The organism is Ligilactobacillus murinus, from assembly GCF_003288115.1.
Lineage (GTDB): Bacteria > Bacillota > Bacilli > Lactobacillales > Lactobacillaceae > Ligilactobacillus > Ligilactobacillus murinus.
Map to the genome: position 1 here is coordinate 1,030,077 of NZ_CP023565.1, position 13,085 is coordinate 1,043,161.

The 13,085-nt window shown below is 42.9% G+C and carries 15 protein-coding genes; 1 reads left to right on the top strand and 14 read right to left on the bottom strand.

The window, feature by feature from the left end; translation table 11 throughout:
- Window positions 1–84: 84 nt before the first annotated feature.
- Genes sufB through sufC form a run of 5 tightly spaced genes read right to left on the bottom strand, consistent with a single transcriptional unit; the run spans window position 85 to window position 5,218 of the window.
- Complete coding sequence (gene sufB / locus CPS94_RS05115; RefSeq protein WP_056959760.1) at window positions 85–1,488, bottom strand: Fe-S cluster assembly protein SufB; 1,404 nt, start codon at window positions 1,486–1,488, stop codon at window positions 85–87.
- A complete protein-coding gene (gene sufU, locus CPS94_RS05120) occupies window positions 1,481–1,933 on the bottom strand; it encodes a Fe-S cluster assembly sulfur transfer protein SufU (protein ID WP_112194657.1) in 453 nt (150 codons plus the stop codon). The genes sufB and sufU overlap by 8 nt, the downstream gene beginning before the upstream one ends.
- A complete protein-coding gene (locus CPS94_RS05125) occupies window positions 1,930–3,156 on the bottom strand; it encodes a cysteine desulfurase (RefSeq protein ID WP_112194655.1) in 1,227 nt (408 codons plus the stop codon). Before CPS94_RS05125 ends, sufU begins: the two co-directional genes overlap by 4 nt.
- Window positions 3,137–4,426, bottom strand: a complete 1,290-nt coding sequence (sufD, locus tag CPS94_RS05130; protein WP_112194653.1) for a Fe-S cluster assembly protein SufD — start codon at window positions 4,424–4,426, stop codon at window positions 3,137–3,139. The genes CPS94_RS05125 and sufD overlap by 20 nt, the downstream gene beginning before the upstream one ends.
- Window positions 4,427–4,438: 12 nt before the next feature.
- Window positions 4,439–5,218, bottom strand: coding sequence for a Fe-S cluster assembly ATPase SufC (gene sufC / locus CPS94_RS05135; RefSeq protein WP_112194651.1), 780 nt, complete (start codon window positions 5,216–5,218; stop codon window positions 4,439–4,441).
- A 114-nt stretch (window positions 5,219–5,332) separates the two neighbouring features.
- On the opposite strand from sufC, the gene CPS94_RS05140 reads away from it, so the two are divergent.
- On the top strand, window positions 5,333–6,073 hold the full coding sequence (locus tag CPS94_RS05140; RefSeq protein WP_112194649.1) for a gamma-glutamyl-gamma-aminobutyrate hydrolase family protein: 741 nt from the start codon (window positions 5,333–5,335) through the stop codon (window positions 6,071–6,073).
- 61 nt (window positions 6,074–6,134) lie between these two features.
- On the opposite strand, the gene CPS94_RS05145 is transcribed toward CPS94_RS05140, so the two are convergent.
- The 9 genes from CPS94_RS05145 to atpD all read right to left on the bottom strand — a co-directional run bounded on the left by CPS94_RS05145 (window position 6,135) and on the right by atpD (window position 13,079).
- Window positions 6,135–6,488 carry an arsenate reductase family protein gene (locus CPS94_RS05145; protein ID WP_112194647.1) on the bottom strand — a complete coding sequence of 118 codons (354 nt, stop codon included), beginning with the start codon at window positions 6,486–6,488 and terminating at the stop codon, window positions 6,135–6,137.
- 11 nt (window positions 6,489–6,499) lie between these two features.
- Window positions 6,500–7,702, bottom strand: a complete 1,203-nt coding sequence (locus CPS94_RS05150) for an FtsW/RodA/SpoVE family cell cycle protein (RefSeq protein ID WP_112194645.1) — start codon at window positions 7,700–7,702, stop codon at window positions 6,500–6,502.
- Window positions 7,703–7,794: 92 nt separating this feature from the next.
- A complete protein-coding gene (locus tag CPS94_RS05155; RefSeq protein WP_056959772.1) occupies window positions 7,795–8,016 on the bottom strand; it encodes a DUF2969 domain-containing protein in 222 nt (73 codons plus the stop codon).
- A gap of 21 nt (window positions 8,017–8,037) precedes the next feature.
- A complete protein-coding gene (gene yidD, locus CPS94_RS05160) occupies window positions 8,038–8,295 on the bottom strand; it encodes a membrane protein insertion efficiency factor YidD (RefSeq protein ID WP_112194643.1) in 258 nt (85 codons plus the stop codon).
- Window positions 8,295–9,287, bottom strand: a complete 993-nt coding sequence (mreB, locus tag CPS94_RS05165; RefSeq protein ID WP_004049149.1) for a rod shape-determining protein — start codon at window positions 9,285–9,287, stop codon at window positions 8,295–8,297. Before mreB ends, yidD begins: the two co-directional genes overlap by 1 nt.
- Before the next feature lie 201 nt (window positions 9,288–9,488).
- Window positions 9,489–10,796, bottom strand: a complete 1,308-nt coding sequence (murA, locus tag CPS94_RS05170; RefSeq protein ID WP_112194641.1) for a UDP-N-acetylglucosamine 1-carboxyvinyltransferase — start codon at window positions 10,794–10,796, stop codon at window positions 9,489–9,491.
- Between the two features lie 31 nt (window positions 10,797–10,827).
- Complete coding sequence (locus CPS94_RS05175; protein ID WP_056959777.1) at window positions 10,828–11,058, bottom strand: DUF1146 family protein; 231 nt, start codon at window positions 11,056–11,058, stop codon at window positions 10,828–10,830.
- Window positions 11,059–11,238: 180 nt separating this feature from the next.
- Entirely contained in the window at window positions 11,239–11,658 is a 420-nt protein-coding gene (locus CPS94_RS05180; protein WP_004049156.1) for a F0F1 ATP synthase subunit epsilon, read from the bottom strand.
- Between the two features lie 14 nt (window positions 11,659–11,672).
- On the bottom strand, window positions 11,673–13,079 hold the full coding sequence (gene atpD, locus CPS94_RS05185; protein WP_004049159.1) for a F0F1 ATP synthase subunit beta: 1,407 nt from the start codon (window positions 13,077–13,079) through the stop codon (window positions 11,673–11,675).
- Window positions 13,080–13,085 lie beyond the last annotated feature (6 nt).

Below are 13,085 nucleotides of genomic sequence, written 5' to 3' on the forward strand. Positions count from 1 at the left end.
ATATTATTTATACCATAGCACAGTTATAGTTGATCATGCCATATAAAAAACACATCCCAGCTAAACGCCAAGATGTGTTTTCCTCTAACCCACTGAGTCTTCCATTTGATATTCGATCAAGCGGTTCAATTCAACCGCATATTCCATTGGTAATTCTTTGGTGAATGGCTCAACAAAGCCCATAATGATCATTTCAGTCGCTTTTTCTTCAGAGATCCCACGACTCATCAAGTAGTAGAGCTGTTCTTCAGAGATCTTGGATACTTTGGCTTCATGTTCCATTGAAACATTACCGTTCAAGATCTCATTAAATGGGATCGTATCGCTGGCTGATTTATCATCCATGATGATCGTATCACATTCGATATGGGCAAATGAACCATCTGAGTGGCGGCCAAAGCGGACTTGTCCGCGGTAATCGACCCGCCCCCCATCTTTACAAAGTGACTTCGAAACGATCGAAGACGAAGTATTTTTAGCATTATGGATCATCCGTGCTCCAGTATCAGAGTCAATATCTTTCCCCGCAAAAGCGATCGATAACATCGTCCCACGCGCACCACGACCATCTAAGTAGACACTTGGGTATTTCATGGTAACTTTTGAACCTAAGTTACCATCGACCCATTCCATCGTTGCATTCTCCAAAGCTCGCGCCCGCTTAGTCTCTAAACTATAAACATTATCGGACCAATTTTGGATCGTAGTATAACGACAATAAGCATCTTTTAAGACATTTACCTCAACGACCGCTGCGTGCAAGCTATCTTCAGAATAGTTTGGCGCAGTACAGCCTTCCACATAATTGATACTTGCGCCTTCATCAACAATGATCAAAGTTCGTTCAAACTGCCCTGAATTACCCGCGTTGATCCGGAAATAACTTTGGATCGGCACTGAGACTTTAACACCCTTTGGCACATAAATAAATGTCCCACCTGACCAAACAGCTGAATTCAAAGCTGCCATCTTGTTATCAGCTGGCGGGATCAATTTTCCAAAGTATTTCTTGACTAATTCGGGATATTCTTGGACCGCTGAATCAGTATCCATAAAGACGATCCCCAAGTTATCAAAATCCTTGCGCATATTGTGATAGACCACTTCGGATTCGTACTGTGCCGAAGACCCTGCTAAATATTTACGTTCTGCTTCAGGAACTCCAAGACGATCAAACGTCTTTTTGATCTCTTCGGGCACATCATCCCAATCACGAGCCACGCGATCAGAATCACGTCTAAAGTAATTGATATGTTCAAAGTCAAGAGGTGACAAGTCAGGGCCAAAATCAGGCATTGGTAACTTGCGGTATAATTCATAGGCTTTTAACCGAAAATCTAACATCCATTCTGGCTCATTTTTAGCAGCTGAGATCTGACGAACGATATCTTCGGTCAAGCCTTCCCCTGTTGTAAAAAGTGGTTCAATATCATCTTTAAAACCATATTTGTATTCGCCACCCAATTCAGGCATTGTATTTTCACTCATGGGCTTTACCCTCCTTCTCTAATGCTTGGTAGATCGCTTTCCAGGCTAAAGTTGCACACTTGATCCGGGCTGGAAATTGAGCGACCCCTTCTAAGACGACAGCATCGCCTAATAAGTCCTCATAATCCTTATCTTCATTTTTAGTGATCATCTCTGAAAATGCCTCGACCATCTCACCGACTTGCGCTGGCGTCTTGCCGATCACTTCATCGGTCATCATTGAAGCTGAAGCCTGTGAGATCGTACAGCCAGTTCCATTAAAGGCAATATCAGCGATCTTACCTTCATCATCTAGTTTGACTTCTAGCTCTAATACATCCCCACAAGTCGGATTGCACAATTCGATCTGCTTATCGGCTGCAGGAAGATTACCATGATGATGGGGACGATCAGCATGTTCTAAGATCATTTGACGGTATAAATTATCTAAACTGGATAAACTCATCGAAAGAACTCCCTTGTTTTGATCAATGCCTCCACTAATTTATCGGCATCTTCTTTAGTGTTATACAGATAAAAACTAGCCCGGGCTGAAGCTGCGATCTGTAATTTTTTCATCAACGGTTGGGCACAATGATGACCAGCCCGGATCGCAACGCCCTCCATATCAAGCGCTGTTGCTGTATCATGGGGATGAAGTCCTGCAAGGTTAAATGAAATGATCCCTGCATGTTTAGCTGGATCAGCTGAACCATACAATTCAAAGCCATCGATCGCTTGTAGTTTAGGCAAGACATATTCCATCAACTCGGTCTCATGCTGTGCAATATTGGCTAACCCAATTGCTTTTAGATAGTCGATCGCTTTGCCCAAAGCGATCACTCCCGCAATATTTTGGGTCCCACCTTCAAATTTCCACGGAACTTCTTTAAAAGTTGAATGCTCTAATTCGACAAAATCGATCATCTCACCCCCAAAATCAAGGGGCGCCATCTGGTTCAACAATTCTAGCTTGCCCCACAAGATCCCAGTTCCCGTTGGACCTAGCATCTTATGTCCGGAAAAAGCTAAAAAGTCAATATCTAATTCTTTGACGTCTACTGGCATATGCGGAACTGATTGCGCCCCATCCACGACCATGATAGCGCCATTTTGATGCGCTAATTGAGCAAGTTCTTTGATCGGATTGACAGCGCCTAAGACATTTGACACTTGAGCTAGCGATACGATCTTGGTCTTTTCAGTGATCAGGTGCTCGGCTTTTTTTAAGTCAACTTGACCATCCGCATTTAGATCTAAATAGACTAGCTTTGCCCCTGTTTTTTCGCAGACTTGTTGCCAGGGAACAATATTGGAATGGTGTTCTGCATAGGATAAAACGATCTCGTCTCCCGGCTGCAGGAATTTTTGGGCATAGCCCCGCGCGATCCAATTGAGACTTTCTGTTGTACCTTTAGTGTAGACAACTTCACGTTCACTATCAGCGTTGATCAACTTTTTGACCTTTTGGCGTGTAGCTTCATAGGCATTCGTTGCTCGTTGGGCCAAAGTATGCACGCCGCGGTGGACGTTAGCATTGTCATGTTCATAATAGTCCACTAAACTTTTTATCACAGCTTGTGGTTTTTGAGTCGTAGCCGCATTATCCAAATAGACTAACGGCTCGCCGTTGACTGTTTGATCTAAGATCTTAAAATCAGCCAAGATCTCATTTTTCATCTTGTCCATCGATAAGCTTCCTTTCGATCATGTCGGAAAGCTCTGTTTGGACTTTCCGGCTTGGAATGGCCGTCAAAACAGGCCCCAAGAACCCACGGATCACTAAACGCTCAGCGATCTCTTTTGACAAGCCCCGACTCATCAAATAATACAACTGGTCTTGATCGACCCGCCCAACACTGGCTGCGTGGCCGGCAGTAACAGCATTATCATCGATCAATAAGATCGGGTTAGCATCACCTCGTGCTTTAGTCGAAAGCATCAAGACCCGACTTTCCTGTTGCGCATCGGCTCCTTTAGCACCATGAATGATGTGACCGATCCCGTTAAAGACCAGCGATGACCGGGATAAAATAACTCCATGTTGAAGAATATGCCCGATCGAATGTTTCCCGTAATTAGTCACGCGAGTATCGATCCCTTGAACCTGTTTGCCCGTCGAGATCGCAACGACTTTGGTTTCAGCATGAGAACCATCACCGATCAGATCAGAGTCAAAGTCCCCCACGATATTACCGTCATTCATCATTCCCATCGACCAGTCGATCTTAGCATCTTGCTCCAAATGTCCCCGCCGATTGAGATAAGCAGTTGTATTCTTACCCAAGCGATCAACACTGGCAAACTTCACATGGCTGCCCGCCTTGGCAAAGACTTCCACGATCACACTAGCAGTCGTCTTTTGTTCACCACAAGTCTGCAAATTCTCCAAATATGAAACCTCACTGTTGACATCAGCGATCAATAAAACATGGTGTACAAAGTCTTGTTTTGTCGTGGCATCTTGAATGAAATACGACGTCAAAGGTTCTTCTACTACGACATTTTTAGGTACGTAGATCAACAACCCACTGGTAACATTAGCAGCATGTTGCATATTCAAGCGATTTTCGTCATCTTTGATCGCTTCCATGAAGTACTCTTCGATGAATTCTGGATGTTCTTTTAAAGCAGTTTGCCAGTCACAAACGATCACACCTTGAGCTTTTAACTTTGGATCAAGCTCTAATTTAGCAGTCGTTTGCCCGAATTCAACAACAACATTATTGTTGATCGTGATCTCAGCTGCCTTAGCTTCCGGAAGTTTATTTTGGATCACTTGCACTGCCTTAGTCACTTCGATCGGCCAACGTTTGTATTTGATCTTTTCAAAGCGTGGCATCTCAAGTTCTTGAGCTTTTTCTAAAGCTTGGGTCCTTTTTTGGGTAAACCAGTTCGGCTCGTTAGTTTGCTTACCAAACTCTACTAGTGCCTGGGCTTGTGTTGTTAATGCACTCATTTTTGCCACCACCTAAGCTTTGTCTTCTGCTAGCTTGATATCAAGCCCTAATTCGTCACGGAGGCCAGCATACCCTTCAGCTTCCAAACGCTTAGCTAGATCAGGGCCACCAGTCGTTACGATCCGGCCATCCATCATAACATGCACGACATCAGGCACGATATAGTTCAAAAGTCGTTGGTAGTGTGTGATGATCAATGAACCAAAGTCTGGACTGCGCATCTCATTTACCCCTTTAGAAACGACCTTTAAGGCATCAATATCCAAACCAGAATCGATCTCATCTAAGATCGCAAATTTAGGTTTGATCATCATCAGTTGCAAGATCTCATTGCGTTTCTTTTCCCCACCGGAGAAACCTTCATTGAGGTAACGTTCTGCCATCGAAAATGGCATATCTAAAAAGGCCATCGTTTCTTCAAGATCTTTTAGATATTTTCTGATCGAGATCGGTTCATCTTTAGGTAGACGAGCATTGATCGCACTGCGGATAAATTCAGCATTCGTGACCCCTGGGATCTCAGCTGGATATTGCATCGCTAAAAATAGCCCTGCGCGCGCGCGTTCATCGACCGCCCAATCTAAAATATTTTCACCGTCTAATAAGATCTCGCCTTCAGTGATCGTGTAAGCAGGGTTGCCCATGATCGCTTCTGATAAAGTCGACTTCCCAGTTCCATTTGGGCCCATGATCGCATGGATCTCACCCGTCTGCATCTTGAGATCAAGACCTTTCAAGATCGCTTTTCCCTCGATCGAAACGTGGAGATTTTTTACTTCAAGAGTTGACATTTTTCATTCCTCCGCTAAACTAAATAGATATACTATCTTCATTGTAGTCTAATTGAGAATTACTTTCAATTGGAAAACCTTGTTCAAAATATAATTACGAAAGAAGGCATAAACGTGCAACCAATCATTGGCATTATCGGAAATTTCAACGGCGCTCTGATTCCCGAACACGCAAACTTACCTATCTCATATATCGGGCAAGGCTACTTAGATGCCGTAAAAAAAGCCGGTGGGATACCTGTGATCATCCCCCCTAAAAGCTCGCTTGAGAGCATCAGTGCTTTGATCGATCGGATCGACGGTCTTTTACTTCCCGGCGGTAAAGATATCGATCCTTATTTTTACGATGAAGAGCCAAGCTTAAAATTAGGAGCGATCGATTCGACCCTTGATGCTTTTGAGATCGAATTTTTACGCCAAGCTTATGAACGCGATCTTCCGACTTTAGGTATCTGTCGCGGACTCCAACTTGCTAATGTCTTTTTAGGTGGCAGTCTTTACCAAGACTTAAGTGACTATGATAAGCTAGCCGTCAAACACAACCAATATCAAACGGCTCCTTGGCAAGCACTGACCCATTCGATCGAAGTCAAAGAAGACAATTTGATCCAAGACTTCTTTGGCACTTCAGCACGCGTCAATTCATTTCACCATCAAGCGTTAAAAGATATCTCTTCTGAATTGATCCCGGTAGCTTACAGCTCAGATGGGATCGTGGAAGCAGCAGTCGGTAAAAACTTTAATTTCTTAGGTGTTCAGTGGCATCCTGAGACCCTTTACCAAGACCACGAAAATTCGTTAAAGCTCTTCATCCATCTTGTCGGTGAAGCTAAAAAATTTGCCAAACAACGATAATATAAAAGGCTAAAAATCAGTATTTTAACATGATTTTTAGCCTTTTATGTATTTTAGGCAACTAAAGCCAAGTTTCTTGATAAACTTCAGGCTTAAAGCCACAGGTTACGGTATTTTCATCGACCATCAATGGACGTTTGATGAGTTTACCATTTTCCGACATCATTTTTGCTGCCTCGTCTTTTGTCATCGTGGGAACTTTTTCTTTTAAGTTCAACTTGCGATAGTCTTGACCACTGGTATTAAAGAAATAGCGCAATGGTCGATCACTTTTGGCAAAGATCGCTAGGAGCTCTTCTTTAGTCGGCGGATCTGCTACTAGATCTTGCTTGTCAAATTGAACTTGGTTTTCCAAGAGCCATTTTTCGGCTTTTTTACAGGTACTACAACGTGCATAACAATAAAATTTTTTCATTTACACTCACCCTATCTAAAATCTGTCCCATTACTAAACATATAACTCTTATTGTGATAACGCATCGACATCACAAAACCGATCCCGATCATGTTTCCGATCAGCGCTGAGCCCCCCTGACTGACAAATGGTAACGGAATACCTGTCAAAGGTAAGAGCCCGATATTCATCCCGATATTTTCAAAAACGTGGAACAAGATCATCATGATGACCCCAGTCGAAATATAAGCATAAAACTCATTTTTCGTATCAAAAGTCACCTGGATCATTTGAAAGATCAACAATAAGTAGATAAAGATCAATAAACAACAACCGATAAAGCCAAAGTTTTCTCCAATGACCGAAAAGATCATATCTGATTGACGTACCGGCACGTAAACATTGGAAACATTGAAACCTTTACCTAATAGCTGCCCTGAACCGATCGCTTTCATACTTTGCCAGAGTTGATAACTACTACCACTAGTGCTCCCAGAAGGGTCGAGCCATGAATCGATCCGTTTGAACTGATAGGCCTGAAATCCGATCTTTTCAAGTAAAGTCCTATCATAAACAACTAAAAAGATCGCCAAACTACCTAGAACAGTCACGGCTCCCGCGACCGGTGCAATGATCTTCCAGGTGATACCTGAAACTAAGATCATCCCTCCTAAGATCGCAAAGAACACGAGCATCGTCCCAAAGTCATTTTGTAGCTTCAATAAAACTGCCACGGGGATCGTCCAAGCAAAGAGTTTACCTAACAATAACCAATCCGAACGCGTCGTGTGTTCAGGATACTCACTGTTATGTTGCGAAATGACCCGCCCCATCATCAAAATAAAGGCAGGCTTCATCACTTCGGAAGGTTGAAATGATAACGAACCGATCGCAAACCAACTCTTAGCCCCATTCAAATAGGCCATTCTTCGACTATAAAAAAACAACACTAAGATCAGTAAAAAGATCCCGATCCCATAGGCTAGTGGTGCGATCTTCCATAGCTGCTCAGCATCAAACTGCATAATAAAGATCACTGCACCGATCCCTAAAACGTACCACATCGCTTGTGTGATCATCGTACGTGTCACACTAGTCGTACTCATATCATGGGTCAAGGCAACATAAAGCGAGATCATCCCGATCACAGCTAACACGAGGACCGAAAAGATAATGCCCCAATCGATACGAGCATCATCGTCTTCATCACGGCGTAAGAACTGTTGTCGCGCCATTAAAAGTCACTCCTTTTATTTGATTCTTACTAATTATATACAATTTGCCGACTGAAGAAAGGCTCAGTCGGCAAACTTATTTTTTTATTAACTTATCCGCGGTGTAAGTGGTAATCACGCAAGAGATAGTCAACAGCTTCATTTCTTGAGTTGAGCTTTAATTCTTCGCCATTGGATAAAACGGCAATATAGCGCATTCCGTCTTGTTTGACACTACCGATCACTTCATCTTGGATCGTCAATTCTAAGACTAAATTACCATTCACCATCTTTTCATTTTCAATGATCTGAATATTACGTTCTTTTTTCGACAAGGTATATCCCCCTATGTTAATTCACTTTTTCGGATTTTTATTTCTACGTAAACTAAAATGATCGCCAACCGGATCATAGCCACCTCTAACGAAAGGATTACACCGTAAAATACGGGCACATCCCATCAGCAAGCCCAATAAAGCGCCGTGTTTTTCGATCGCCTGGATCATATAAGTTGAGCAGGTCGGATAATAACGACAACTCGGTGGCAATAAGGGGGAGATCCCCTTTTGGTAAAACTTAACCGGTAAGATAAGTAACTTGCTAAAAAACTTCATCATTTACTCTTTTTTAGTTTTTCGATCTGTTCGAGCAATTGACCTGACCCGACTGCCACATCATCAAGTGGTGTGTCGGCGATCATTACTGGGACCGTCAATTCTTCGGCAAATAAAGTTTCAAGCCCATCAAGCAAGGCGCCCCCACCAGTGATCACGATCCCACGATCGATCACATCAGATGCAAGTTCAGGTGGAGTCTCACTCAACACTTCTTTAGCAGCGGCGATCATGGCATCTAGTGTGTCACGCATTGCATCTACCGTTTCATCAGAGGTGATGCGGATCGATTTTGGTAACCCGCTAACAACATCACGGCCGCGTACATTCATTTCTTTGTTGCGATGTCCCTTGATCACACTGCCGATCTCGATCTTGATCTTTTCAGCCGTATGTTCACCGATCATCAAACTGTATTCTTGACGAACGTAATTAGCAATGTTTGCATTCAACTTATCACCAGCACTGCGTAAAGAACGACTGATCACGATATCACCTAAGGAAAGGACCGCAATATCACTAGTCCCACCACCGATATCAATGATCATATTGCCATAAGGTTGGAAGATGTCAAGCCCAGCACCGACAGCCGCTACTTTAGGTTCTTCTTCCAAATAAACATCACCACCGCCAGACTTTTCAGCCGCTTGGCGGATCGCTTTACGCTCAATGTCAGTCGTATTAGTTGGGCAGCAGATCAGAATGGCCGGCTTAGACATCACACCTTTAACATTTAACTTCTTGATGAAATACGATAACATCTGTTCTGTCATGTCAAAGTCTGCAATGACCCCATCTTTTAATGGGCGGATCGCACGAATATTGCTTGGTGTTCTGCCGACCATCTTGTAGGCTTCCGAACCCACTGCTAGGACTCGGCCAGTTTGCGTATCGACAGCTACAACTGAAGGCTCATTTAGCACAATGCCCTTACCTTTGACATTGATCAATACATTTGCCGTGCCTAGATCGATACCGATATCTTTAGCCATAAAATTTTCTCCTTTTGTTCTTAATTACACATGTAAGTAGGACTGAGAGTTGATCTCAGTTCAATTCATTTTAAAATACACACAGCCAATTATAGCATATTAATTGCACCTGAAAAACCGTGTTTCCCCAATCAAATTAGGTTAATTTTAAAATATTTTATTAAAAAAGGCTGCTAAAATAACTTGCAGCCCTTAAAATTATTATTTGATCTTTTTCTTGGAAATAACGTATTCTTCGTTTGTAATATCGTCGATCCGTTTGATCTCTGCCCCTAAAGCAGCTAATTTTTGATGGAAGTGATAATAACCACGATCCAAATATTGTAAATGTGTAACTTGAGTGATCCCACGTGATAAAAGTCCCGCTAAAACTAAGGCTGCGGCAGCCCGTAGATCAGTTGCCGCTACTTCAGCACCTGAAAAATCAGTTGGACCGTAAATAATGACCGAATTACCTTCAATCTTAAAGTCAGCATTCATACGACGCATCTCTTCTAAATGCATGAAACGATTTTCAAAAACAGTTTCAGTCAAGATGCTCGTACCCTTAGCTGCTAGCTGCAAGATCGAAAATTGTGGTTGCATATCCGTTGGGAAACCTGGATGTGGCAAAGTCTTGACCGTGGTTGGCTTCAATTGTTCTGGTCCAATGATGCGCAAACCATTTTCTTCTTCTAAGACTTGAACACCCATCTCTTCTAATTTAGAGATCAAAGGCTTATTATGTTCGGCTACAGCATCTTTGATCAAAACATTTCCCTTAGTCAAAGCCGCAGCGACCATAAACGTCCCGGCCTCGATCCGATCTTGGATGATCGCATGTTCTGTACCGTGTAAATTCTCGACCCCTGTGATCTTCAAGGTTTCAGTTCCAGCACCTTTGACTTTAGCCCCCATTTTGTTCAAAATGTTAGCTAAGTCAACGATCTCTGGTTCACGCGCAACATTTTCGATGATCGTAGTTCCCTTGGCTAAAGTAGCTGCCATCATGATATTTTGGGTTGCCCCAACACTTGGGAAATCAAGGTAGATGTTTGCCCCCTGAAGTCCATTTGGAGCAAAAGCCTCAATATAACCGTCATGTCGCTCGATCTTTGCGCCTAAAGCTTCAAGACCTTTCAAATGTAAGTCGATCGGACGTGAACCGATCGCACAGCCACCTGGCATCGCCACTTTAGCACGACCTAAACGCGCCAACAGTGGTCCCAAAACAACGATCGATGCTCGCATCTTTGAGACATATTTGAATGGTGCTTCATAAGAAAGCTCATCAGTTGCGTCCAATGCAATCGTTTTATTTTCTTCGTCAAAACCAACCTTAACGTTTAAAAAGCGAATTACATTATTCATTGTATAAACGTCAGATAAAATCGGAACATTTGTCAAAAATGTGCGACCTTCGCTTGGTAAGATACCCGCAGCTAAAATCGGTAAGACCGCATTTTTTGCTCCTTCGATCTCTACTGTTCCATTCAATTTATGCCCGCCACGCACAATAATCTTTTCCAATTGTTACTCCTCCGAAAATTACTATATTTATTTAAATCAGATATGATAGATGTACCACATTGTCCACAAAGCTCGTAAAAAACGAACTGCAGGCAAAACCAAGAGCTACCGCGACCATGACTAACACAAGTCGGAAGCTATTTTGCTGTGCCGGTCCAATGTAGCGATCGAGTCTCAAAGACTGGAGCCCTACAAATGCCAAGGCGATAAAGACAAAATGACTGATGATCGTCAAAAGCGCCATTATTCCTATATACTGCATCTTTTTTCCCTCTTCTCTTTTACTCAATCCGAAATAATCATAGCATAATTTTTCGGTTCAGTCACTCATTTACGGTGAATCTCTAAAAAAATGTAGCTATATCTACGCCAAATATGGGTAACGCGTTTACTCAGATGTATCAAAAAGAACCTTGCCTAAAAATGACAAGGTCCTTTTTAATTATTTCTTCGAAACACTCAAACGGTTGACCGCCCGGCGTAAAGAAACTTCAGCACGTTTTAATTCATTATCATCGTGGTTTTCTTTAGCTTTAGCGATTCGCGCTTCCGCACGCTTGCGCGCTCGTTCAGCCCGTGAAGTGTCGATCTCTTCTTTTCTTTCAGCTGCTGATGCAACTACAGATAAAACATTGTTTGAAAATTCGATGAATCCACCGCTAACTGCGACTTCATCAAAGGTATCTTCACCTGTCTTGACTCTGATTTTATCAATTGCCAGTGATGCCAACAAAGGTAGACGGTTCGGCATGATACCGACTTGCCCAACTGTTGTTGTACAGATCACCAGATCAGTTGTATTTTCATAAACTGATCCATCAGGCGTAACCACATTGACAGTTAATACAGGTTTTTCATCCATTGGACGCTACCCCCTTAATTGCCTTGTGTCATCTGTTCAGCTTTTTTCACAACATCTTCGATCGGACCACAGCTCCGGAAAGCATCTTCTGGAAGATCATCGTACTTGCCTTCAAGGATCTCTTTAAAGCCTTTAACTGTTTCTTCAACTGGGACATAAGAACCTGGGACACCAGTAAATTGTTCCGCAACGTTAAAGTTTTGGGACAAGAAGAATTGGATCCGGCGGGCACGTGAAACGATAACTTTTTCTTCATCAGACAATTCGTCCATACCTAAGATCGAAATGATATCTTGTAATTCACGGTAACGTTGTAATACGTGTTGGACTTCAGTCGCTACACGGTAATGTTCTTCACCCACGATCTCAGGTGCCAAAGCACTTGAAGTAGATGCCAATGGATCAACGGCTGGATAGATACCTTGTTGGGTCAAGGAACGTTCCAAGTTAGTTGTAGCATCCAAGTGAGCAAAGGTCGTTGCTGGTGCAGGGTCAGTGTAGTCATCGGCAGGCACGTAAACGGCTTGGATCGATGTAACAGAACCCTTCTTAGTTGAAGTGATACGTTCTTGTAATTGACCCATTTCAGTTGCCAATGTTGGTTGGTAACCAACGGCAGATGGAATACGGCCTAACAAGGCAGAAACTTCAGAACCAGCTTGGGTAAAGCGGAAAATGTTATCGATAAACAATAACACGTCTTGGCCTTCAACATCACGGAAGTATTCCGCGATCGTCAAACCAGTCAAGGCTACCCGCATCCGAGCTCCAGGTGGCTCGTTCATCTGACCAAAGACCATGGCTGTTTTCTCTAAAACGCCTGATTCTTTCATTTCAAAGTAAAGGTCATTACCTTCACGTGTACGTTCACCAACACCAGTAAAGACGGAAATACCGTTATGTTCTTGTGCAATGTTGTGGATCAATTCTTGGATCAAAACGGTCTTACCAACACCGGCACCACCGAAGAGACCGATCTTACCACCCTTGATATAAGGAGCTAATAAGTCAATAACTTTGATCCCTGTTTCAAGAATTTCTGTACTTGTGTTTAATTGGTCATAAGCTGGCGCATCGCGGTGAATAGGATCTCTGCGATGGTCGGCACTAATTTCTGGACCATTATCAATTGTTTCCCCTAAGACGTTGAAAACACGTCCCAAAGTATCATTACCAACGGGCACACTGATAGCTGCGCCGTTATCAACAACTTTTGCCCCACGTTGAAGGCCATCAGTAGAATCCATCGCGATCGTCCGCATTACGCCGTCACCCAATTCAAGAGCAACTTCGATCACCAATTTTGATCCATCTTCACGTTCAACTGTTAAAGCATTGTTAATATCAGGTAAGGATTCACTAAGAGGGAATTGGACATCGACAACTGGGCCGATTACCTGAACTACTTTACCGTAACTCATCTAGTT